The sequence below is a fragment of the Flavobacterium cerinum genome, assembly GCF_004028155.1.
In the GTDB taxonomy this organism is placed as follows: domain Bacteria; phylum Bacteroidota; class Bacteroidia; order Flavobacteriales; family Flavobacteriaceae; genus Flavobacterium; species Flavobacterium cerinum.
Window position 1 is genome coordinate 451,252 of the sequence record NZ_SBII01000002.1, and the last position, 22,910, is coordinate 474,161.

At 37.7% G+C, this 22,910-nt stretch carries 20 protein-coding genes; 10 read left to right on the forward strand and 10 right to left on the reverse strand.

What is annotated here, in order from left to right; translation table 11 throughout:
• Nucleotides 1–17 precede the first annotated feature (17 nt).
• The 5 genes from EPI11_RS05185 to EPI11_RS05205 all read left to right on the forward strand — a co-directional run bounded on the left by EPI11_RS05185 (nucleotide 18) and on the right by EPI11_RS05205 (nucleotide 6,223).
• Nucleotides 18–1,094, forward strand: a complete 1,077-nt coding sequence (locus tag EPI11_RS05185) for an LptF/LptG family permease (protein WP_128388874.1) — start codon at nucleotides 18–20, stop codon at nucleotides 1,092–1,094.
• Nucleotides 1,081–1,965 carry a DMT family transporter gene (locus EPI11_RS05190; RefSeq protein ID WP_128388875.1) on the forward strand — a complete coding sequence of 295 codons (885 nt, stop codon included), beginning with the start codon at nucleotides 1,081–1,083 and terminating at the stop codon, nucleotides 1,963–1,965. The genes EPI11_RS05185 and EPI11_RS05190 overlap by 14 nt, the downstream gene beginning before the upstream one ends.
• A 77-nt stretch (nucleotides 1,966–2,042) precedes the next feature.
• Complete coding sequence (locus tag EPI11_RS05195) at nucleotides 2,043–2,996, forward strand: acetyl-CoA carboxylase carboxyltransferase subunit alpha (protein ID WP_128388876.1); 954 nt, start codon at nucleotides 2,043–2,045, stop codon at nucleotides 2,994–2,996.
• A 152-nt stretch (nucleotides 2,997–3,148) separates the two neighbouring features.
• Nucleotides 3,149–4,699, forward strand: coding sequence for a replicative DNA helicase (dnaB, locus tag EPI11_RS05200; RefSeq protein WP_128388877.1), 1,551 nt, complete (start codon nucleotides 3,149–3,151; stop codon nucleotides 4,697–4,699).
• A gap of 261 nt (nucleotides 4,700–4,960) precedes the next feature.
• Entirely contained in the window at nucleotides 4,961–6,223 is a 1,263-nt protein-coding gene (locus EPI11_RS05205; RefSeq protein ID WP_128388878.1) for an asparagine synthetase B, read from the forward strand.
• A 111-nt stretch (nucleotides 6,224–6,334) separates the two neighbouring features.
• Here EPI11_RS05205 and cphA read toward each other — a convergent pair whose 3' ends face one another.
• Nucleotides 6,335–8,962, reverse strand: coding sequence for a cyanophycin synthetase (gene cphA, locus EPI11_RS05210; protein ID WP_128388879.1), 2,628 nt, complete (start codon nucleotides 8,960–8,962; stop codon nucleotides 6,335–6,337).
• Between the two features lie 213 nt (nucleotides 8,963–9,175).
• On the opposite strand from cphA, the gene EPI11_RS05215 reads away from it, so the two are divergent.
• From EPI11_RS05215 to EPI11_RS05230, 4 genes are all read left to right on the forward strand, one after another.
• Nucleotides 9,176–10,105 carry a cyanophycinase gene (locus tag EPI11_RS05215; RefSeq protein WP_128388880.1) on the forward strand — a complete coding sequence of 310 codons (930 nt, stop codon included), beginning with the start codon at nucleotides 9,176–9,178 and terminating at the stop codon, nucleotides 10,103–10,105.
• An 18-nt stretch (nucleotides 10,106–10,123) separates the two neighbouring features.
• Nucleotides 10,124–10,966, forward strand: coding sequence for an isoaspartyl peptidase/L-asparaginase (locus EPI11_RS05220; protein ID WP_128388881.1), 843 nt, complete (start codon nucleotides 10,124–10,126; stop codon nucleotides 10,964–10,966).
• Between the two features lie 63 nt (nucleotides 10,967–11,029).
• On the forward strand, nucleotides 11,030–11,689 hold the full coding sequence (locus EPI11_RS05225) for an Imm19 family immunity protein (protein WP_128388882.1): 660 nt from the start codon (nucleotides 11,030–11,032) through the stop codon (nucleotides 11,687–11,689).
• 215 nt (nucleotides 11,690–11,904) lie between these two features.
• Nucleotides 11,905–12,642, forward strand: a complete 738-nt coding sequence (locus tag EPI11_RS05230) for a hypothetical protein (RefSeq protein WP_128388883.1) — start codon at nucleotides 11,905–11,907, stop codon at nucleotides 12,640–12,642.
• A 38-nt stretch (nucleotides 12,643–12,680) separates the two neighbouring features.
• Here the strand turns inward: EPI11_RS05230 and EPI11_RS05235 are convergent, their stop codons facing one another.
• The 7 genes from EPI11_RS05235 to EPI11_RS19240 form a co-directional block, all read right to left on the reverse strand.
• Nucleotides 12,681–13,049, reverse strand: coding sequence for a hypothetical protein (locus EPI11_RS05235; RefSeq protein ID WP_206619094.1), 369 nt, complete (start codon nucleotides 13,047–13,049; stop codon nucleotides 12,681–12,683).
• A 102-nt stretch (nucleotides 13,050–13,151) separates the two neighbouring features.
• A complete protein-coding gene (gene rplT, locus EPI11_RS05240; protein ID WP_128388884.1) occupies nucleotides 13,152–13,496 on the reverse strand; it encodes a 50S ribosomal protein L20 in 345 nt (114 codons plus the stop codon).
• A gap of 96 nt (nucleotides 13,497–13,592) precedes the next feature.
• A complete protein-coding gene (gene rpmI, locus EPI11_RS05245) occupies nucleotides 13,593–13,790 on the reverse strand; it encodes a 50S ribosomal protein L35 (protein ID WP_035678477.1) in 198 nt (65 codons plus the stop codon).
• Nucleotides 13,791–13,916: 126 nt separating this feature from the next.
• Nucleotides 13,917–14,465, reverse strand: coding sequence for a translation initiation factor IF-3 (gene infC, locus EPI11_RS05250; RefSeq protein ID WP_128388885.1), 549 nt, complete (start codon nucleotides 14,463–14,465; stop codon nucleotides 13,917–13,919).
• 29 nt (nucleotides 14,466–14,494) lie between these two features.
• On the reverse strand, nucleotides 14,495–16,441 hold the full coding sequence (gene thrS, locus EPI11_RS05255) for a threonine--tRNA ligase (protein ID WP_128388886.1): 1,947 nt from the start codon (nucleotides 16,439–16,441) through the stop codon (nucleotides 14,495–14,497).
• A 204-nt stretch (nucleotides 16,442–16,645) separates the two neighbouring features.
• The gene (locus EPI11_RS05260) at nucleotides 16,646–19,504 is read right to left on the reverse strand and encodes a S8 family serine peptidase (protein WP_164879110.1); all 2,859 of its coding nucleotides are present in this window, start codon (nucleotides 19,502–19,504) and stop codon (nucleotides 16,646–16,648) included.
• 403 nt (nucleotides 19,505–19,907) lie between these two features.
• The gene (locus EPI11_RS19240; protein ID WP_394343630.1) at nucleotides 19,908–20,096 is read right to left on the reverse strand and encodes a TraB/GumN family protein; all 189 of its coding nucleotides are present in this window, start codon (nucleotides 20,094–20,096) and stop codon (nucleotides 19,908–19,910) included.
• A gap of 269 nt (nucleotides 20,097–20,365) precedes the next feature.
• Between EPI11_RS19240 and EPI11_RS05265 the strand changes: the two genes are divergently transcribed.
• Nucleotides 20,366–20,932, forward strand: coding sequence for a Crp/Fnr family transcriptional regulator (locus tag EPI11_RS05265; RefSeq protein ID WP_128388888.1), 567 nt, complete (start codon nucleotides 20,366–20,368; stop codon nucleotides 20,930–20,932).
• On the opposite strand, the gene EPI11_RS05270 is transcribed toward EPI11_RS05265, so the two are convergent.
• Together EPI11_RS05270 and EPI11_RS05275 are read right to left on the reverse strand one after the other, a co-directional pair.
• The gene (locus tag EPI11_RS05270; RefSeq protein WP_128388889.1) at nucleotides 20,927–21,544 is read right to left on the reverse strand and encodes a biopolymer transporter ExbD; all 618 of its coding nucleotides are present in this window, start codon (nucleotides 21,542–21,544) and stop codon (nucleotides 20,927–20,929) included. The two genes, EPI11_RS05265 and EPI11_RS05270, sit on opposite strands and share 6 nt — an antisense overlap.
• Before the next feature lie 6 nt (nucleotides 21,545–21,550).
• Nucleotides 21,551–22,129: an NAD(P)H-dependent oxidoreductase gene (locus tag EPI11_RS05275; RefSeq protein WP_128388890.1), complete on the reverse strand. Its 579-nt coding sequence runs from the start codon at nucleotides 22,127–22,129 to the stop codon at nucleotides 21,551–21,553.
• Nucleotides 22,130–22,910: the final 781 nt, after the last annotated feature.

Here is a 22,910-nt window from a genome sequence, read left to right on the forward strand (position 1 = left end):
TTTAAGATAGAGGTCCCTTGAAGATAATTGACTGGTACATTCTTAAAAGATACTTAGCAACATTTTTTGTAATGCTGCTGCTATTTATACCTATCGGTATAGTTATCGACGTATCTGAAAAAATAAACAAGATCCTTGCTAACAAAGTTCCCTTTCTTCAGGTAGCAAAGTACTATGGCGATTTTACGATCTATTTTGCCAATATGCTTTTTCCTATATTCCTGTTTTTATCGGTAATATGGTTTACATCAAAACTGGCAAATAATACAGAGATCATTGCTATACTTGGTTCGGGTATTTCTTATATGCGTTTTTTAAGGCCGTATATAGTTGGTGCCACGTTTATCTCAATATTAGCATTGCTAATGGGATTTTTCTTTGTTCCAAGGGCAAGTAAAGGTTTTAATGACTTTAGGTATCAGTACTTAAAGAATAATCCTGAATCGAGGCAAAGCTCAGATGTATACAAGCAAATTAGTGATAACGATTACATTTATGTAAGTAGTTTTAACTACCTCGATAAAGTAGGGTATAACTTCAATCTCGAAAACTTTAAAGATAACAAGCTGGTTTATAAGATAAGTGCAGGTTCTATTAAATGGAACGCTGCCGATAGTACATATACGCTGGTAGGTTACAACAAAAGAACGATCGGCCTTATGGGCGATGAGCTTGAATCTGCGCAGGAAAAGAAATTTAAATTCAACTTTGAACCTGATGATCTTACGCCTGTTGTATACATTGCCGAGACCATGACACTTGGTGAGCTAAATCGTTTTATTGAGAAAGAAAAACAACGCGGATCGGGTAATATAAATGCCTATCTGGTAGTGAAATATAAAAAGTACAGTATACCAATATCTGCGTTTGTATTAACTATTATTGCAGTAGCAGTATCGTCGATGAAGCGAAGAGGAGGTATGGGTATTAACCTTGCTATGGGTATTGGCCTTGCCTTTACTTTTATCTTTTTCGATAAAGTTTTTGGTACACTTGCCGAAGCATCTACTATGTCGCCATTAATTGCGGTATGGTTCCCTAATGTAACATTTGGCATACTCGCCATATACCTTCTACGCAATGCAAGGCGATAAATTAAAAAGTTACATACACCTTCATTTTATAGTATTTGTATGGGGGTTTACAGCTGTACTTGGTGCGCTCATAACCCTTGATGCATTGCCCTTAGTATGGTTCAGGATGAGCATAGCTGTAGGCTTGATTATTCTTTATGCAGCATTTACAAAAACAAGACTTAAAGTTCCAATAAAGACACTTATAGGATTTCTGTTTGCCGGGCTGGTAATAGCCATGCACTGGTTTACCTTTTTTCAGGCCATAAAAGTATCTAATGTATCGGTAACACTGGCATGCCTTTCTACAGGAGCGTTTTTTACTTCTTTACTGGAACCTATATTCTTTGGACGAAAAGTAATACTCTATGAAGTCCTTTTTGGATTAGTAGTAATAGCAGGGCTGTATATGATCTTTCATTTTGAAGGTAATTATTTAAACGGTATCCTGCTGGCCTTAACATCGGCATTCCTGTCGGCTACATTCTCAATTATAAATGGAAAATATGCACCGGTGTATGACTCTGTTGTAATATCATTTTATGAACTGTTAGGTGGCGTATTCTTTTTTTCATTGTACCTGCTGTTTTCGGGCAGTTTTACAATGGAATTTTTTACCGTATCTTCATCAGACTGGATGTGGCTTTTTATACTGGGGTCTTTTTGTACAGCCTATGCTTTTATAGCATCGGTACATGTAATGAAACACCTAAGCCCTTATACGGTAATGCTTACCATTAACATGGAACCTATTTATGGGATTATTCTTGCACTACTTGTGTTCAATGATAAAGAAAAAATGAGTGGTTGGTTTTATATTGGCGCAGCCATTATTCTAACAACTGTGATACTCAACGGGATACTTAAAAATAATACTAAAAAAGCAAAGTAAATGGCAGGGGCTGTTTCTCAGTCCACTGAAAATTTTATCTTTGCAGTCTGAACAAAAATTAAAAATCTGCCTATACTATGGAATATTTAGATTTTGAACTTCCGATAAAGGAGCTTGAAGACCAACTGGATAAGTGTACAATAATAGGCCAGGAGTCAGATGTTGACGTGTCTAATACGTGCAAACAGATCGAGAAGAAACTGGAAGAAACAAAGAAGAAAATATATAAAAACCTTACTGCTTGGCAAAGGGTACAGCTTTCCAGACATCCTAGCCGTCCATACACCATGGACCACGTTAGAGCCTTAACAGGTGATACGTTCCTTGAACTATTTGGCGATCGTGGATTTAAAGACGATAAAGCCATGATAGGTGGATTAGGTAAGATAGGCGGACAGTCGTTTATGATTATAGGCCAACAAAAAGGTTTTAATACAAAAACGAGACAGTACAGGAACTTTGGTATGGCAAATCCGGAAGGATACCGCAAAGCCCTTCGTCTTATGAAAATGGCCGAGAAATTTGGCGTTCCTGTTTTAACTTTAGTAGATACCCCTGGTGCATATCCAGGACTTGAGGCTGAAGAGCGCGGGCAGGGAGAAGCTATTGCGAGGAACATTTTTGAAATGATCCGTCTTAAAACTCCAATCATTACTATTATAGTAGGTGAAGGAGCTTCAGGAGGTGCATTAGGTATAGGTGTAGGTGACAAAGTATACATGATGGAAAATACATGGTACTCTGTAATTTCGCCGGAATCATGTTCTTCTATCCTTTGGAGAAGCTGGGAATACAAAGAGCAGGCAGCCGAAGCATTGAAGCTGACTTCTTTTGATATGAAAAACAATAAACTTATTGATGATATTATCCCCGAACCTCTTGGTGGAGCACATTACGACAGGGAAACTGCGTTTAAAAGCGTAGAAGAATACATCCTTAAAGGATATAATGAATTAAAAGACTTATCAACAGCCGATTTAATTGCTCAAAGGATGGATAAGTACAGCAAAATGGGCGAATTCAAGGAATAATAAGCCATAAACGCATAATTAGTCCGAAGCCTTACTGCTTCGGATTTTTTTTGAGTTATTAACAGCACAGGTGCATTTTATCAACACGTTATGAACACCTTGTGCTTAACAATTCCTTAATGTATCCGCTTTAATTTTATTACATTCGTACTATGGAAAATATCAGGAATATGAACCCCGTAAAAGTTGATAAGACGTCCATTATCGCTTTAGAAAAAGGCAAGCTGCCACCACAGGCACTTGATCTTGAAGAAGCAGTTTTGGGAGCGATGATGATCGACAAAAAAGGAGTTGATGACGTTATTGATATCTTACAGCCGGACGCTTTTTACAAAGATGCTCACAAGAATATTTATGAGGCTATTGTTCAGCTTTTTAACGACACGCAGCCTATAGATTTATTAACGGTATCGAATCAGCTTAGACAAACAGGGAAACTTGAACTTGCAGGAGGCGATTCCTACCTTATTCAGCTTACTCAGAAGATATCATCTTCTGCACACATTGAATTTCACTCCAGGATCATCCTGCAAAAATATATTCAGCGAAGCCTTATCAGGATCTCAAGCGAGATCATTGAAGAGGCTTATGATGAAACTACCGATGTATTTGACCTGCTTGATAAAGCAGAATCCAAATTATATGAGGTAACACAAGGAAACATTAAGCGTAGTTCTGAAACAGCACAAAGCTTAGTTATCCAGGCTAAAAAACGTATTGAAGAGATTGCCGGCCAGGAAGGAATGAGTGGTGTTGCTACAGGATTCCATGCGCTTGATAAGCTTACATCAGGATGGCAGCCCAGTGACCTTATCATTATTGCGGCACGTCCGGGTATGGGTAAAACCGCATTCGTACTATCTATGGCGAGAAACATTGCTGTCGACTCAGGTCACGGTGTTGCTTTATTCTCGCTGGAGATGTCCTCGGTACAGCTTATTACCCGTTTGATATCGAGTGAAACAGGACTATCGTCTGAAATACTTCGTACTGGTAAGCTAAAAGATCACGAGTGGCAGCAATTAACACATAAAGTAAAGGATCTTGAAAAAGCCCCTTTGTATATAGATGATACCCCATCGCTTTCTATTTTTGACCTTAGGGCAAAAGCACGAAGACTGGTATCCCAGTATGGGATAAGGATGATTATCATCGACTACCTTCAGTTGATGACAGCAGGAGGAAGCGGAAAAGGCGGCGGTAACCGTGAGCAGGAGATCTCGACCATCTCGAGAACGCTTAAAGCCCTTGCAAAAGAACTTAATGTACCGGTTATTGCACTATCACAGTTATCACGTGCAGTAGAGACCAGGGGATCAAGTAAGCGTCCGTTACTATCGGATTTGAGGGAATCGGGAGCGATTGAGCAGGATGCGGATATCGTATCGTTCATTTACCGACCTGAATACTATAAAATTGATGAGTGGGATGATGAAGAGCAGTCTCCAACACAGGGACAGGCAGAGTTTATCGTTGCAAAACACCGTAATGGTGGATTGGATAACATCAGGCTTAAGTTCATCGGTAACCTTGGTAAGTTTGACAACTTGGATGACTTTGGTTCTCCGTTTGACGAATTGCCGTCAAGCATGAATATGAATGACAATAATGCTTTCCTTACACAAAATCTGCCATCGGCAAATGAGGCATTTGGAAGCAATATGAACAGTGGCGGACATAATGACGACGACGTTCCGTTCTAAAAAAGACACGACTTAAAACAATATTATATGGAAAAAATTACTAATGAAGACTTCGTAATTACCGAAGCAATACGAGAAATGAATGTTACCGGCGCTGAATTTATTTCTATCCAGAATTAAGACAGCCACATTCACTAGCTAAACACTAAACTAATAAAAGCACATCTCAGGATGTGCTTTTTGTTTTTAGCTAATTTACAGGTACTATCATTAGCAATATCTCGTTAGTTTATTATCTTTGAAATTACTAAAGAAAAAAAAATGCCGTTTAAAAACATCTATATCGCCCTGCTACTTGTTATAGGCTTTTCTGCAAAAGCATCTATGATCTTATTGCCAATGGACGAAACCTCTCAGCAAAATCATTTAAAAGCCTATGGTATTACCTATTGGGCACTTGATAAAAGTTATAAGGCAAACTGGCTGCTAAATTATAGAGGCGGTTCTTTCTTATTACCCGATGCAGAACAAATAAGACGCGAATGCCAAATTAGAGGAGTAAGTTTTGAAGTACTTAGCGATAGTGAGGCAAATTCTATTCTTGATGAAATTAGCAGCCCGTCACAAAACATGGAAAATGTAGTGCTTGAAAAAGCACCTAAAATTGCTGTTTATACGCCACCGGGCAAACAGCCTTGGGATGATGCTGTTACAATGGTGCTAACGTATGCCGAGATTCCTTTTACAGCAATATATGATGAAGAGGTGTTAGGTGATGGCTTATTATTATTTGACTGGCTGCACCTGCACCACGAAGATTTTTCAGGACAGTATGGCAAATTTTTTGGAGCTTATAGAAATGCTCCCTGGTATATAGAACAAAAAAAACAGGCAGAAGCTTTAGCAGCAAAGCTGGGATATGCAAAAGTATCTCAGGAGAAACTGGCTGTAGCCAATAAGATAAGAAATTTTGTAGTAGCCGGAGGCTTTATGTTTGCAATGTGCTCTGCTACTGATAGTTTTGATATTGCACTTTCAGCCGAAGGGGTCGATATTTGTGAACCGATGTTTGATGGTGATGCGAGTGATCCAAACTATCAGTCTAAAATTGATTACAATAACTCATTTGCATTTAAGGATTATGTATTGGAGCGTAACCCGATTGTTTATGAATTCTCGGATATTGATACTACCAATGGGCGTACTGTTTTACCGGATGTAGACTATTTTACGTTAATGGAATATTCTGCAAAGTGGGATCCAATTCCGTCGATGCTTTGCCAGAACCATACGCAGCTTGTAAAAGGTTTTATGGGGCAGACAACTGCTTTTAAAGCCGACAGGATAAAATCGAATGTATTGATAATGGGTGAGAACAAACAAAATGGTGAGGCACGTTACATTCATGGGACTAAAGGGAAAGGAATGTTTACCTTTTATGGCGGACACGACCCTGAAGATTACCAGCATAGGGTAGGTGATGCACCTACAGTGTTAGACCTGCATCCTAATTCTCCCGGGTATCGATTAATACTTAATAATGTATTATTCCCGGCTGCAAGAAAGAAAAAATTAAAAACATAAAAGTATATATGTCATGCTGAGCCTGTCAAATCTTTTTTCAGAATTAATCTTCTAAAGGCTCAGGTTGGCAAGAGACTAAAGACAAAAAATCCCGCTTAATGCGGGATTTTTTTATTCTCCAATGATCTCTTCGTTCTCTTTATCAAGATACTGCTGAACAACATCTATCGCATTGGCTACAACATCACTAAGTGCTGTTATGTAACTGCCTTCCTGTGCGTTATTCATAGCATGTTTAAGGGCTTCGATCTCTTTAGGTATAATTTCATAAGTTACTTCTCTTCCGGTTCTGTTAATGCCTTCTAAGATCAGGTTGTTGATGTTTTCATCGGTACGGCCGCGAAGGTGTTTCTCCTGACGAATAATAATATGATCAAACATTCTGCCTGCAATTTCGGCACATTCTCTAATGTCCTCGTCGCGTCTGTCGCCTACACCCGCAATAATCCCTATTTTCTGGGTAGCTTCTATGTTGCTTAAAAATTCTTCAACAGCTCTGTACCCCGCCGGATTATGAGCAAAATCAATTAGAACCTTGAATTTCCTGAATTCAAAAATATTCATACGTCCTGGTGTTTGTGCGGCACCCGGTATAAAGGTTTGTAATGAAAGACTGATGTCTTCGGTTTTAAAACCCCATAGGTAAGAAGCTAAAGTAGCAGCAAGAACGTTGGCAATCATAAATTTCGCTTTACCACCCATAGTTAGCGGTACATGTGATGCTTTTTCGATCCTTATTTTCCATTCACCTTTTTTAATAGTGATAAAACCATTTTCGTATAAAGCAACTGTGCGCCCTTCTTTGGCAAGTGATTTCAGTAATGGATTGTCTTCATCCAAACTAAAATAAGCCACATTACATGACAGGTCTTTAGCAATTTTTACGCATTCAGGATCATCAGCATTTAAAACAGCCCATCCTTCTTTTTTTACACTTCGTGCAATAACACGTTTTACTTTAGAAAGGTCATCCAGTGTATGAATGTCATTTAAGCCTAAATGGTCTTCCTGTATGTTTGTAATAATTCCAATATCGCAGCTGCTAAAACCTAGTCCGGAACGAAGTATACCGCCACGGGCAGTTTCAAGTACTGCAAATTCTACAGTAGGATCTTTTAATATATATTCGGCACTCATAGGTCCGGTAGTATCACCTTTTTCAAGCATGTGGTTTTGCACATAGATACCGTCAGAAGTTGTAAAGCCTACTTTAAAACCATTGTTTTTTACAATATGTGCTAATAATCGGGTAGTAGTCGTTTTACCATTTGTACCCGTTACAGCAAAAATCGGAATGCGGCTTGGCTTGCCTGGAGGATAAAGCATATCAATAACGGGAGCAGCAACATTGCGGGGTAAACCTTCAGAAGGTGCAAGATGCATTCTAAAACCCGGTGCGGCGTTCACTTCCAGTATTACACCACCATTTTCTTTTAAAGGCTGTGTAAGGTTCTCTGCCATAATATCGATACCGCAAACATCAAGACCTATAACACGGGCTATTCTTTCAGATAAGAATATGTTTTCAGGATGCACGAGATCAGTAACATCTACAGATGTACCTCCTGTACTTAGGTTGGCGGTAGATTTTAAGTATACAAGTTCATCATTAGATGGAATTGTATCAAGCGAGTATCCCATTTTAGATAGCAGATCGGTAGTATCGCGGTCTATTGAAATTTCAGTAAGCACATTTTCATGGCCATAACCTCTTCTTGGATCAAGGTTTTCAATATCAATCAGCTCCTGGATATTATTTATACCGTTACCTTTTACATGAGCAGGAACCCTTTGAGAAGCAGCTACTACTTTGTTATCGATAACAAGAACACGAAAATCGAATCCGGTAATGAATTTTTCTACGATAACCCTGCGTCCGTATTTTTGCGCAAACTCAAGTCCGGCTTTAGCATCTTCAAGTGTTGTTACATTTATCGATGCGCCTTTACCATGATTACCATCCAGTGGTTTAAGCACTATTGGGTAACCTATTTTATCGATAATACCTTCAAGTTCTTCTTCAGTACTGCAAATGTCACCACCTGCAACAGGGATCGACGCAGCGCTTAGCATACGCTTAGTAGTTTCTTTATTGCAGGCAATATCTACAGCAATATGACTTGTTTTGTTTGTTATTGTAGCTTGAAAGCGAACCTGGTTAATACCATAGCCCAACTGGACTAGTGAGTTACTTCCCAGTCTTATCCAGGGAATATCACGCGAAACAGCTTCCTGTACAATACTTCCTGTACTAGGTCCTAATCGGTCACGCTGCCTGATCTGTTTCATTTTCTGGATATCATCTTCCAGATCATATTCTCCGCCTGATATAAGTACCTCGGCAATTCGCACGGCAGCTTCAGCAGCATAAATACCGGCATTTTCTTCAAGGTAACTAAATACTACATTATAAGTACCAGGTGTTTTGGTTTCTCTTGTTCGTCCAAAACCAGTTTCCATCCCGGCAAGTGTTTGTATTTCTAGAGCAATATGCTCTATAACATGCCCCATCCAGGTGCCTCGTTCTATTCGTTCAAAAAAACCACCCTTGTGTCCCTCAGAGCAGCGATGCTCAATAAGTGTAGGTAAGAGTGCTTCAATACGCTCGCGGAAACCGTCAATTTTATTGGTTGGAGATTGTTCCATTTCTTCAAGATCAAGCCTCATTTGAATTAGCTTTTTCCTGTAGACACTCCAGATGTTCGGTCCGCGAAGGGCCTGAATTTTTAGTATCTTCATAGGGTAATAAAAGGGTGTAGATTAGTTATGTGGTTAGAATTCAGGTGTTTTTATGGAATATAAACTAATTGTTAAAATAGAATTTGCCCATGTTTAGTAATTTAATTAAAAATATGACAAAATGCTAGTTTTACAGCTATTATTTTTAAAAATGTTTTGTGGCTAATCCCCTTATATTCCTAAGAGTTTTAAATTTTTAACTACTTTTACAGGATGGACAATGTACAAGGAAAACTTATTATCATCGGTGGAGCCGTAGATAAAGGAAGCTTTACTGAAGGGACTTATGACCTGAATGTGGCGAACAACCTCAATTTTTTTGAAACAGGTATTTTAAAAAGAATTATTAAAGAATCAAAATATCAGGAAAATTCAAGAATAGAAGTAATAACAACGGCCTCAATAATACCGCTTGAAGTAGGAGCGGAATATGTTAAGGCCTTCGAATATCTAAATGCTAAAAATGTTGGTTTACTGCATATTGGCAGACGTGAACAAACGACAGACCCTGATGTATTGAAAAGAATACAGGCAGCAGATGTGGTTATGTTTACCGGAGGCGATCAGTTAAGGCTTACCTCGATATTAGGTGGTACTAAACTACACGATATTATTCTTGATAAATACCAAAACGAAGAGTTTATATATGCCGGAACTTCGGCGGGAGCTGCTGCAGCTTCTAATAATATGATCTATCAGGGCAGCAGCCAGGAAGCTTTGCTTAAAGGCGAAGTGAAAATTACCAGTGGGCTAAGCCTTATTCAAAATGTTATTATAGATACCCATTTTGTACAGCGCGGCCGTATGGGACGTTTGTTTCAGGCTGTTGTGGGTAATCCACGTATTTTGGGAATTGGACTGGGTGAAGACACCGGACTATTGATTACCAATGATAGTAACATGGAGGCGATAGGCTCAGGACTCGTAATTTTGGTTGACGGACGCAGTATTATGGATACAAACCTTACTCAGGTTGAATTAGGGAAACCGATATCTATTAATAACATGATCGTTCATGTAATGAGTATGTTTGATACCTATGATCTTAAAAACCATAAAATGGAGATCCATAACTCTCAGTATTTTTCGGCACTTGATATTCCAGTTGAATTGAACGATAATTCTATCGAAGGACTCGAATAACTTACTCAAAAACCATTTATGAAAATAATAATTCACGGCGGCTTTTTTAGTGAATCGACTACAGATGCCCAAACAAAAGCAGATAAGCAAAATGCCTTAAAGGCAATTGTAACTCAATCTTACGAGTATCTGGAAAGCCATACAGCAGTAGAAACAGCAGCTTATGCCGTTACACTGCTGGAAAATGATGTGCTTTTTAATGCCGGAACAGGATCTCAGATTCAAAGTGACGGTAAGATCAGGATGAGTGCTGCTCTTATGGACGGTACTACAAAAAAAATGAGTGGGGTTATTAATATAGAAGATGTAAAGAATCCTATAGAAGTTGCAGTACAATTAATGCCTTTTGAAGATAGGATATTAGGAGGAGAAGGTGCAATACAATTTGCCCGCGAGCATGGTTTTGAAGTTTTCTCTACCGAGATTCCTCAAAGGAGAAAAGAATATGAAGCTAAGTTAGGAACTAAGGGTTTAGGAACTGTGGGTTGTGTTGCTTTAGATAAAAACGGAAACCTTGCAGTAGCTACATCTACCGGAGGTAAAGGTTTTGAAATGGTCGGACGAATATCAGATTCTGCTACCGTAGCTGGCAATTATACCAATGAGTTTTGTGGAGTGAGCTGTACAGGAGTGGGAGAGGACATTGTTAGCAATGCTACCGCTGCTAAAATTGTAACCCGCGTTACCGATGGTATGCCTATTAAAGAGGCATTCGCCAAAACGTTTGCAGAGCTTAAACCTTATGATGGTTTTGCTGGAGCTATCGGTATCGACCATAATGGAAATATGTATCATGAGGATTCTCATCCCTCTATGGTATTTGCCAGTTATGACGGTAAAGATGTGGAAGTGTTTAAGTAGAAATGATGTTAAGTTATCCATGCCCTCAATGTTAGCGACAATTTTAAACTGAACATAGATAAAATGAATGGACAAATTACAAAAGAAGACTTGGAAGACAATCCATTGTTTTGGTATGTTTATATCAGCTGTTTTAGGGCATATGATGACAAGAATGAAATTAATATTGGCGAAGCACTTAAAACCCTTAACATCGACGAAGTTGAATTACATAAATGGGAAAAGGAATTTTTTACTGAAAACGCATCTGAAGAAGATATAAGATTTATTGGAGGAAAGTTAAATGAAGACATTTTCTTCCATATTGAATTCCAGGAATGTGAAACGGTATTCTATATAAATGATATATACATTGGTAATTTAGGAGGACATTTTGAAGCTTGGTTTTTTACTTGGGAAGAACTTTTAGCATTTCAAAAATATGACTTCCTTTTCCTGCTATTATTACCAATGGCAGGAATTGAAAGACATCAAATTTCTGAAGCTCAAAAATATGTGACGGACCAACTAAAAACAATTCCCAAATTTGAAGATAATGCTGAATATATCTCATATTGTATAATAAATGGGATAATAATAAATGGACATTTTTTTAATCAAAATGATGTTGGAATTGTGAATAACCAAAATCATAGTATAAGAAATATAGAAAAATATCCAAGATATGCAGACGATGTAACGAAACTAAATTATGCCTTGAAAAAATTCATTCAGTCACAATAAAAGCTGTACAGATAAGGGTGCTCTGTGTCAGTTGGACTGAGGGGCTTCCGTTACTTGTCATTCAGGAGGGGAAATTTCAACTGAATATAGTTCATAATCTAGTACAGCTGATTAGTTAATTTATTTTACCGCGACTAATTCTTGTTAAAAAAAAAATCAATCCTCATTTAATCCTCTTGTAATAAGCTAATTTCGCTAGCATAAAATAAATGCTTATGAAAAAGTTACCTTTTTTAATACTAATGTTTATGCTGGTTGTAGGTTTTATTGCTTGTAGTAATGAAAAAAAGTCTGCTAAAAAGAATTCTCATGAAATGTGTTTGTCTGCAAATTCCAATATAAAACAGAAATCATTAACTGCTAATCAAGTTGTTTTAGCAGATATACCGGGAGTGGAAATCGCTATTATCCCCAATTTTAAAAAAGATTCGTCTTTTGAGGAATACTATGTTTTTCAATACAATTTAGACACACCCAATTTTTTTGATGTTTCAGCAGTAAAAGAAGTAACCTTAATTGAAGTAAATTCCAGTTTAATAAAGCTTAAGATTGATTCTGAAATTGTGGTGTTAACGATCGATTCAAATTATGTGAATGCTAATGAAACGATTTTCTATGGTTATGGACTATCACATAAAAAAGCGACTAAATATTCACTAGTAAATAGAGGGCTTCCAATAAAAGATCTATCTGAGGTTATTGCTGTTAATGATAAAATTTTAAATCCACTAATAACTTGTCGTTCAGGAGGTAAAGGTTCGGTCGAATGTCGATCAGGATCTAGTGTTGTATCAGTATCAATGTCTTGCTCGGTGAAATGTTATACAGGCTATTTTGCATGCTGTGATGACACGGTTAATAAATGTAAATGTGTTGAAACAAATCCTCCATCAGGGGGAGGTTTAAAAGCACCTACAAAGCAACCACTTAAAATATCTGATTATAAATATTAATATATCTATATAAAAAAGCTGCCCTATGGGCGCTTTTTTTATTTTACAACTCTAACCGGCAGTCCGCCATAAGCCGATGAACCGGCAATTTTATCAAGGTTTACATTTACATTGAGATTGTTGCTTGTGTTTATTCCGGAGATCTTTACATCAAGGTCGTCACTGGTGCGTATTCCTGTAATGTTTACATCTATTGGTGCAGTGGTTTTCATTGTCACATTCATGCTCCCGTCTTCATTAAGGGGTATAATTCCGTATTTTGGAGTATCTACTGTAAGTGGTGTATTTGGAGGCAGGGGAGTATCGGCATAGGCCTGAGGGATAATATTTATTTTATCCATTACATTAATAACAAGGCACACAGCAATAATAGTGAGGATCACTTTAGTATAACGATCTGTTTTCATAAGATTGATTTTAAGGTTGATACTAAAGTAAATAAAAAACCCGCTCATTGCTGAGCGGGTTCTTATTAAATAAGTAAGATAAATATATTGTTTATAAAACGTTTATTTAACTTGGTTTACGATAGCTGTAAACACTTCAGGGTGGTTCATCGCTAAATCTGCAAGAACTTTACGGTTCAATTCGATGTTTGCGCCTTTTACTTTACCCATGAATTGAGAATAGCTCATTCCGTGAAGTCTTGCACCAGCGTTGATACGCATGATCCATAAAGCACGGAAGTTTCTCTTTTTTTGTTTTCTATCACGGTAAGCATAAACCATTGCTTTTTCTACCGCGTTTTTCGCTACTGTCCAAACGTTTTTACGTCTTCCAAAGAAACCTTTGGCTTGCTTCATTACCTTTTTTCTTCTGGCTCTTGAAGCTACTGAATTTACTGATCTTGGCATAATTTTTCTTGTTTTTGTAGCAGGCGTTCTGTGTTAACAGAAACTTTAATTGGCCATGCTCCAGGGTTATTTAATTTCGTTTAACCGAAACAGTTATTAGATAATTCTTAACTGTTGTTTGATGCTTTTCTCATCTGTTGGGTGAACCAATGTAGAATGAGTAAGAGCTAGCTTACGCTTTTTAGATTTTTTAGTCAGGATGTGACTTTTAAAAGCGTGCTTTCTTTTGATCTTTCCTGAGCCTGTAACTTTGAATCGTTTTTTGGCAGAGGATTTGGTTTTCATTTTAGGCATTTTCTTCCTTTATTTTAATTTATCTTACTTACTTATTTGTTATAATCCAAAGTTTAAAGCCGAAGGTCATAAAGTGATATCCTGAATGGACTTCAAGCTTTAAGACTTTCGACTTTTAACCCGGTCTTATTTTTTCTTTTTAGGCGCGATGAACATAATCATCCTCTTTCCTTCAAGAACAGGCATAGCTTCTACTTTTCCCCACTCTTCAAGATCAGTTGCTAATCTTAACAATAAGATTTGCCCTTGCTCTTTATAAATAATGGAACGACCTTTAAAAAATACAAATGCTTTAAGTTTAGAACCTTCTTTAAGGAACTTCTCGGCATTCTTTTTCTTAAATTCATAATCGTGCTCATCAGTCTGAGGTCCGAAACGTATTTCTTTAACAACAATCTGCGAAGATTTTGCCTTCAGCATCTTGTCGCGTTTCTTTTGCTCATAAAGAAACTTCTTGTAATCCATGATCTTACATACAGGCGGCTCAGCATTGGGGGATATTTCCACCAAGTCAAGTTCAAACCCTTCTGCCATTTGTAGTGCCTGTGAAGTTTTGTAAACTCCAGGCTCTACATTTTCCCCAACAAGCCTTACTTCAGGGACACGGATAGCGCTATTTGTTCTGTGCGCATCTTTTTTTTCTACTCGAGGCTGGAAGCCTCTGTTGTTTCTTATTGCTATGGCTTTAAAAATTTAAGTTAAACTTAGAATGTTTTTAGTGTTTTATTTATCTCTTCCTGTACTAGGGAAGCAAATTCTTCAATTGTCATGCTCTGGTTCGACTTACCTGCATCGCCATGACGACGTACAGAAATCGTTCCATTTTTCTCCTCTTCTTCACCAACGATCAGCATAAACGGCGTTTTTTGAACTTCCGCCTCCCTTATTTTTCGACCGATGGTTTCATTTCGGTTATCTACCAGGGCGCGAATTTCGTGATTTTCCAGCAATTCTAAAACTTTTTTAGCATAATTTTCATATTTCTCGCTAAGAGACAATATGATAGCTTGTTCCGGCATCAGCCAAAGTGGGAAATTACCCGCAGTATTTTCAAGCAAAATTGCGATAAAACGTTCCATAGAACCAAATGGAGCACGGTGAATCATTACAGGACGGTGTAACTCATTGTCAGACCCCTTGTAAGTCAGTTCAAAACGTTCAGGTAAGTTATAATCTACCTGAATTGTGCCTAGCTGCCATTGTCTTCCTAGAGCATCCTTAACCATGAAGTCAAGTTTAGGACCATAGAAAGCTGCTTCGCCATATTCTACAACAGTATTAAGACCTTTGTCTCTTGCTGCGTTTATAATAGCGTTTTCTGCTTTCTCCCAGTTTTCATCTGTTCCAATATATTTCTCTCTGTTTTCTTTATCACGCAAAGAGATCTGTGCACTAAAGTTTTCAAACCCTAACGAGCTGAATACATAAAGTACAAGGTCAATTACTTTTTTGAACTCTTCATCAAGCTGATCCGGTGTACAGAAAATGTGTGCATCATCCTGAGTAAATCCGCGAACGCGTGTTAACCCATGAAGCTCACCACTCTGCTCATAACGGTAAACAGTACCAAATTCGGCATAACGCTTAGGCAGGTCTTTATAAGACCATGGTTTGGTATTGTAAATTTCGCAGTGATGTGGGCAGTTCATTGGTTTTAGCAAAAATTCTTCACCTTCGTGAGGTGTATGAATAGGTTGGAAGCTATCTGCACCATATTTAGCATAGTGGCCAGATGTAACATATAATTCTTTTTGTCCTATGTGCGGTGTTACCACCTGCTCATATCCGGCTTTTTTTTGTGCTTTCTTTAAAAATTGTTCCAAACGATCGCGTAGTGCAGCACCTTTAGGTAACCATAGCGGTAAACCCTGGCCTACTTTTGCCGAAAAAGCAAACAGTTCAAGTTCTTTACCTAACTTACGGTGGTCACGGCGTTTAGCTTCCTCAAGAAGTTCAAGGTATTCTGTAAGGTCTTTCTGTTTAGGGAAAGTAATACCATAAATGCGGGTAAGCTGTTTGTTCTTTTCGTCACCTCTCCAGTAAGCACCGGCAACACTCATAATTTTCACGGCCTTGATAATTCCTGTATTTGGAATATGTCCTCCACGACATAAGTCGGTAAAGGTAGCATGGTCGCAAAAAGTAATAGTACCGTCTTCAAGGTTTTCTATCAGCTCTACTTTGTATGGGTTGTTTTCGTTTTTATACATCTCAAGCGCTTCTGCTTTTGTAGCACTGCGCATTGTGAATTCATATTTTTCCCTTGCAATGGCCAGAACTTTGTCTTCGATAGCTTTAAAGTCTTTATCGCTTACAGTATGTTCGCCAAAATCTACGTCATAGTAAAAACCATTATCAATAGCAGGGCCAATAGTAAGTTTGATACCAGGATACATTTCCTGCAGGGCTTGCGCCAAAACGTGAGAAGAAGAGTGCCAAAATGCTTTTTTACCCTCTTTATCGTTCCAGGTGTATAATATTAATGAGCCGTCCGTCGTTAGTGGGGTTTTCGTTTCAACTGTTGTACCATTAAAGGAAGCAGAAATCACGTTTCTTGCTAAACCTTCACTAATGCTCATGGCAACGTCCATGGGAGTAACCCCTGCGTCGAATTTCTTAACCGAACCGTCCGGCAATGTAATATTTATCATTCTTAAAAATTTATAGAACGCAAATATAAAGCATTAACAATACACATACAATTTGTTGCAATTTGTTTTTAAAGAATTTACTATAATTTTTCTTTCATAAAAGGTATAAATCGTTCTTGTTGCTGCGTTTTTGTGTTTAAGTGTGTTATCTGAAAATAAAAAATGCCCGTGATGAACACGGGCATTTACATTTATTAGATTTTATTATTTCTTAACCAGCGTTTTTGTATGTGTTATTTTGCCATCACATACTAATGCTACAGTATAGAAACCACTTGGGTATTTGGAAATGTTGATGTTCATTTCTGTACTGTTTACATCAAGATCATAACTGTTTGAACTTGTAGTAGTTCCATAGCTTCCGATGATCATGATACTTGCTTGGGTAGTATTGCTTATGCTGTACTGAACCAAAACATTATCTGTCGCCGGATTTGGAGCAAGTGCTGCTAAGTAATTAGTTGAAGGTGCCGCATCGGCGGTATCCACTGCTGGAGTTCCCGGCTGCTCGCCTTGCTGTACTTTGTTAATGTAATAGGTTTCACCGCCAATGATCCTTCCGGTTTCAGCGTCTCTTTGTATTACATGGTATACAAAGTTCTTCTTGGTAGAGGCTTCTTTTTTAAATTTGAAGGCTAAATTCAGCGTTCCTATTTGGTTTGGCTGTAATGTAATTTTTGGAAGTCGGGCATTTTCCCCTGTTACTACAAGTTTACCTTCCTGTGGTAAGTACGTCATCTGCTCTCTTTGCTGTCCACCTGCAGCCCATGCTTCAAGTAACGTTCCGTTCATTTTAATAGTTACTTCAGCATCCATAAAAATAGCTTTTCCAGGCTCACCTTTTTCAGAAACAAATTCCAGTGTATATGGGCGAACGGCATTGAAAGGGTTACCTACTGCTATAACACCGCCTACAGGTACACTGTTGTTTGCAATAGCGTCTACTACAGTTACGTTTCTCCATGCAATGTTGTTGTTTTTTCTAACATTGTCATTAAGATCTGTTGTTTCAATTGAAGCCATTGGATCATTTGGTGCATCGATCCTTGTAAGTAAGCAAAAATGCCAAGGTTCTGTTGTTATACCTGAATAGTTTGCAGGATTAGGCACAACCCATGAAAACGGGACGATTGCTTCTTGTCCTGGTAGTAATGCTGGTATTAATACTGTTCCTATCAGGTTACCCATTGACTGTCCGCCCAAGGTTGTAGTTCCGTTCCAGCTTGCCGGCCATGATAAAGAAGTTCCGGCCTTAGCCCAGTATAGTCTTAATTTTTCATTACCTGTAGATGGTACGCAGCTTCTGTTTTTTACTCTAACATATACAGTATTTGGATTTCCCATTGGGCTGTAATCAGGGTTTTGATGTACAAGTCCGTTATCAGCATAAACCCTTACCCAGATATCCTGGCTGTTCCACATATATGGAGTAACAGTGTTTGGCTGTATACCAGTGTCAAGAGGTGTTTGAGAATCTTTTACATAAAGGTCAAGGTTCGGATTAAGAATGCTTTGTGCCATTTGTACTGCTGCATAGGCATCAATTAAGCCATATCCCATTTCGTTATTCCATATTCCGTTTGGTCTGCCAGTCGCAGTAGCATAAGAATAACCACCTACTTTTTGAGATGTGCTTTCTAAAATGTTTCTAACCTGTAGTGCTGTTAAGCAAGGGTTTATAGAAAGTATAAGGGCTATAGTACCGGTAACGTGAGGCGATGCCATAGAAGTTCCGTTCATAGCTCCAATATTATTTCCGGGTAATGTAGATAGAATGTTGCTTCCCGGTGCTACTACGTCCAGTTTAGCGCCATAGCCTGAAAAACTTGAACGTGCTCCGGATGATGTTATAGAACCTACAGTAGTGATATCATTATGATAAGTTCCTGGATAATCCATAACAGCACCAGAGGTTCCGTAATTACCTGCTGCAAATACAACAAGTGTTCCTAAACCGTTTCTTCCTAAAGTAAGTGCATTTACTATTGCATTCTCAAGTATTGCACTTTGAAGCTGGCTATAGTAAGCACCTCCCTGATCTCCCCATGAATTATTGATAACATCGGCATTGTTTTGCCATGCCCAGCTTATACCGCTTGCCAGTTCGGCAGAAATTGCAGGAGTTAAGCTTAGAGGGTGGCTTATAGGTAATATTTTAGATTTTGGAGAAACTCCAACTACTTGTAGATTGTTATCTTTAATAGCACCTACGGTACCGGCTACGTGAGTACCGTGGCTGGCTCCGCCAAAAATACTTGGGGAAGTACCTGTTGGTGCATTGTAACCAGGGCCTAAAATATTAGTATCTAAATCATTATGGCTTATGTCAATACCCTGATCAAGTATTGCTGCTTTACTACCAATACCTTGTGTAATAGTCCATGCCTGGCAGGCATTAATATCTATTGCCGGGTTTGAGCTGTTATCAAGTCCCCATAAGCTTCCAAAATCCGTATCATTTGTACAGGTACGTTCAAAATTGAACATAAAGGCAGGGTCAATATCTGCAAAATTACCTGTCTCCATAATATAGTTTGTTACGTCCAGTACATTATCAGTACTTCCGGCATTAATGGAAAGTATGTACCATTCCGGCATATAAGGAACCTGTTTAACAATGCTTAAGTTTTTAGCTTTAACAACCTCATTTAGACTTTCAGTATTTCCTTCACTTTTTAATTTTACATAAAAAGTATTCGATAACCCAATAGGTTTTGCATCGTGCCCTCTTTCAAAGTATTGGGCAACATGGGTTACATTCTTAACTTGCCTTAAAGCGTTAATTTTTTGATAGTACTCTACTTCTTTAGGTGCATTTACGAATTGTAGTTTAGTGATTCCGTTAGACTTAGATGTAGGTTTGGTTATTACCTTTTCAATTTTAAGGCCAAGTTCAGCAAGCTGTTCTCTCTTAATTTCTCCTTTAGTACTAATATTTAAAAAATCTTTGTTAAGAGTTAATTGTACTTTTTCGTTTTGATAATAATAAAAGTAATTCTGCTGGGCGTATATAGTAGAAAGCCCAAAGAATAAGATCATTAATGTAAGGTGTAATCTTTTCATCATATTATAATTTTAATGTTAGTAAATTCTTCGGATGCGTAAGACTATGCCTCAGGGGGGATGGGCAGATTTTAATTTTATCCTGATAAGTCTTAATATTACTATAATTGTATTCACAATGATGTATTTAAGATTAATGATAAGGCGATAAAATTGAAACAGAAGGCATGTAAGTGGTTGTAAATGTAGTAGTTAAATATTTTCATAGAATTTCGAAAATATTTTTTTATCAAAAAATTAACGAAATATTTATAATTTAATGAGTGTAGCGAAACAATAACTGAATTTTATTTATTATATAATTAAAAAATTCAACTTATTAATTATTAACTGACATGCAATGAGTTAATTAGATGATTTTATTGAAAATTATTTTTTACTTTTTAAAGTAGAATCCTACTTTTTAAAATAAAAAAAGCCCGTTAAGGGCCTTTAGCTGATTTTTTGAATGTTTTAAAATTTGCGATTTCATTGTAACACGCTCAACTGAATAACCCAGATATCTAAGTTGCTCAATGAGTCCGCATTTGTATCTTAAATGGGCTAATCCTACAGCAATAAAGCAGCTGTTATTCTTTACTAATCCAGGCAGTTTTTACATCCATTCATTATTTCTGTCTGTTAAAAGAGTATTATCCTAGTCAACAAGAGAGCTGCAGGTTTTTAAATTTGTAATCTTCTTTAAATGGAACATAATCATTTGTGGTAGAGCAACACTTTTCATTGGTTTTAAATAACTGTAAAATGTTTCAGGCTAATTTGATAAAGAAAATGAAGGGTAGTGTCACGGAAATTTAATGAATTGTAAAGCTCTATTTTTATCTAGGGAACCCTTATATTTGGGGTATAATTATCCTCCAGATGAAAACGCTTTTTAGCTCCTTTAATATTCTTACCGAAAACGATTTAAACAATATAGACAGCTGTATTTTTGAAAAGCGTTTAAAAAAAGGAGAGTACCTTATACAGCAGGATATGGTAAGCGACGAAATTGCTTATATACAAAAAGGTGCACTTCGTTCTTTTTATATTAATGAGAGTGGTGACGAAATTACCAACTGTATTACTTTTGAAGGCGAACTCATGTCGGCCTATGCTAGTTTTATCACCCAGCTTCCCGCAGAAGATAGTATTCAGGCGCTTTTTGATACCGAGCTGATCGTGATCAAAAAGAAAGATCTCGAAAAATTATACGAGGAAAGTAATGAGTGGCAAAAAATAGGGAGGCTTCTTGCCGAAATGCAATATGTAGATTTAGAGAAAAGAGTTGCTTCGTTTCAAAAAGAATCAGGCAGCCAAAGGTATGAGACTATGCTTAAAAGGTATCCCAATTATATAAAGTATATACCTCTGCGCTACCTGGCTTCGTTTTTGGGGGTAACGCCGCGACACTTGAGCAGAATCAGGGCGCAGTATAAAGATCTATAATTTTGTTTTCAGGTTTGTTACCAGGCTAAAGCGGTTTATCTTCTGGCTCTGTAATATGTCAATGATCTTTTTTACGTGAGTATAATTCTCATTCCCATCTGCTTTAATCGCTACCTGTAATTCTTTAAAATGTATTTCTTTTGCCGTATGGCGCGCCTCAATAACCCAGTTGAATAATTCCGAAGGCATTTTGCCAATAGAATCTGTGGGTATTCCTGCATGTTTCATCTTTTCCATCTCTATAGGAGTTAAAGACAATAAGTGATTAATCTGGTTTAACGGACTCCCAAAAACTTCCATTCCTTCAAAAGAGTTTTTTTCTTTCTCCTTAAATAAAATACCATATTTAGCAGCCATCTTTTCCAGAGTTTTTTTCCTTATTGATTTATCCTTTATTCTCAGGGTTGCTTTTCCATTATCGCCTACTGTTATAATGAGTGCGTCATCGGGTACGCCGGCAGATACTATGGATGACGGTACATCTACAGGTAGTATTTCTGTTTCTTTAGGTTGTGCGGTTAATATAAGGAAGGTGAGAAGTAGAAAAGCGACATCTACCATAGCAGTCATATCAATAACCTGCCGTTTTTTTACAAGTTTTACTCTTGCCATGTTTTCTTATTTTAAATTGACACCTAATTTATATACACGGTCCAGCCATTTTTTTCGTTTAGCAGCATCGGCAGTTTTTACTATGCCTATATAGGTAGTCTTAACAGGACTGATGCCGCAAAAATTAAGAACCGACTTTTTTAGCTGGTTCACGCTTGGTTTTCCATACATGAGCCAATAGTACCAGCCCGGCTGATCGAGGGTTGTAATAATATGAGCTGACTTACCCTTAAGCAGCTTGTCCCAAAAAACAGAATTCTCACGATACCTAAAAGCCATGCCGGGTAAAAACAACCTGTCAATAAAACCTTTTGTTATGGCCGGTAGTCCGCCCCACCATACAGGATGTATCCAAACAAGGTGATCGGCCTGTTTTATTTTTTCCCAGGCAGCAACAAGATCCGGTTCCAGTTCTATCCTTTTTTGGTATCCAAAAGCAAGGTTAGGGTTAAAGTTGAGTTTTGCGATAATGATCTCCTCTACAATAGCACCGCTTTGTAGCGCTCCGGCTTTATAAGTATCAGCCAGCCCGAAATTAAAACTGGCAGGATTTGGGTGTCCATTAATAATAAGTACCTTCTTCATATATATAATGTGTCATTTATATAGCAAAGGTATTTTTTGGATTGCGGTTAAAACATGACAAATGTCTATAAAACCAAAAATCGATTATTTTACTCCTTTATATATATGAGGAGTGATCTCCGGGTTTTATTGGTAAAGTTCTTTCCCGCTGTTCGCTTTCTCCCTGCCGAAAGGGGCAGGGTATGCCGCTTCCATCGGGGCTTTGAGTAAAAACCAGTCCAAATTGGTAAACAACGCGAAAGACTCTCCTTATATATAAGAGTAAAAACGAAGCAAAAGCGACAAACCAGCAAAATTCAGCCCTATCCAGGGGATATCCCGCAAAAGTAAAACCCGTACAAAAGGCAAAACCCTCACAAACCAGCCTTAAACCCGCACTTCTTTCCCAAAGCTACCCGTCAAAAGGCAAAAAACTTTCACTCACAAAAAACAGGAATTCAGTGAGTTAGAAATTAAAGTTAAGGAAGTATTAAAAAAAGGTATTTAAAAGCTTGTAGAAGTGGAAAGAGTTGTTACTTTTGCACCCGCATTAGAGGCGAAGTTCTTATAGATATTGAAGCAAGTGAAGCAATTTAAAAGTGCTGAAAGGCCTTTAAAATAAGTAAAAAAAGATTTGCACATAAAGGATAAAGGTTTTACCTTTGCCCTCCCTGACCGAAAGGTGAAAAGGGATTGTGAGAGTTCTTAGATTTACTGAAAAGCTTCAAAAAAAATAAAGAGATTTATTTTCAAAAAGGCTTGCGGGATTAAAAAGAAGTTGTACTTTTGCACCCGCTTTGAG

Bases quoted from the DNA above. Each gene is read 5' to 3' on its own strand.
- EPI11_RS05190 (WP_128388875.1), top strand. From the start codon at position 1,081: ATGCAAGGCGATAAATTAAAAAGTTACATACACCTTCATTTTATAGTA.
- EPI11_RS05195 (WP_128388876.1), top strand. From the start codon at position 2,043: ATGGAATATTTAGATTTTGAACTTCCGATAAAGGAGCTTGAAGACCAA.
- dnaB (WP_128388877.1), top strand. From the start codon at position 3,149: ATGGAAAATATCAGGAATATGAACCCCGTAAAAGTTGATAAGACGTCC.
- EPI11_RS05205 (WP_128388878.1), top strand. From the start codon at position 4,961: ATGCCGTTTAAAAACATCTATATCGCCCTGCTACTTGTTATAGGCTTT.
- cphA (WP_128388879.1), bottom strand. From the start codon at position 8,962: ATGAAGATACTAAAAATTCAGGCCCTTCGCGGACCGAACATCTGGAGT.
- EPI11_RS05215 (WP_128388880.1), top strand. From the start codon at position 9,176: ATGGACAATGTACAAGGAAAACTTATTATCATCGGTGGAGCCGTAGAT.
- EPI11_RS05220 (WP_128388881.1), top strand. From the start codon at position 10,124: ATGAAAATAATAATTCACGGCGGCTTTTTTAGTGAATCGACTACAGAT.
- EPI11_RS05225 (WP_128388882.1), top strand. From the start codon at position 11,030: ATGAATGGACAAATTACAAAAGAAGACTTGGAAGACAATCCATTGTTT.
- EPI11_RS05230 (WP_128388883.1), top strand. From the start codon at position 11,905: ATGAAAAAGTTACCTTTTTTAATACTAATGTTTATGCTGGTTGTAGGT.
- EPI11_RS05235 (WP_206619094.1), bottom strand. From the start codon at position 13,049: ATGAAAACAGATCGTTATACTAAAGTGATCCTCACTATTATTGCTGTG.
- rplT (WP_128388884.1), bottom strand. From the start codon at position 13,496: ATGCCAAGATCAGTAAATTCAGTAGCTTCAAGAGCCAGAAGAAAAAAG.
- rpmI (WP_035678477.1), bottom strand. From the start codon at position 13,790: ATGCCTAAAATGAAAACCAAATCCTCTGCCAAAAAACGATTCAAAGTT.
- thrS (WP_128388886.1), bottom strand. From the start codon at position 16,441: ATGATAAATATTACATTGCCGGACGGTTCGGTTAAGAAATTCGACGCA.
- EPI11_RS05260 (WP_164879110.1), bottom strand. From the start codon at position 19,504: ATGAAAAGATTACACCTTACATTAATGATCTTATTCTTTGGGCTTTCT.
- EPI11_RS05265 (WP_128388888.1), top strand. From the start codon at position 20,366: ATGAAAACGCTTTTTAGCTCCTTTAATATTCTTACCGAAAACGATTTA.
- EPI11_RS05270 (WP_128388889.1), bottom strand. From the start codon at position 21,544: ATGGCAAGAGTAAAACTTGTAAAAAAACGGCAGGTTATTGATATGACT.
- EPI11_RS05275 (WP_128388890.1), bottom strand. From the start codon at position 22,129: ATGAAGAAGGTACTTATTATTAATGGACACCCAAATCCTGCCAGTTTT.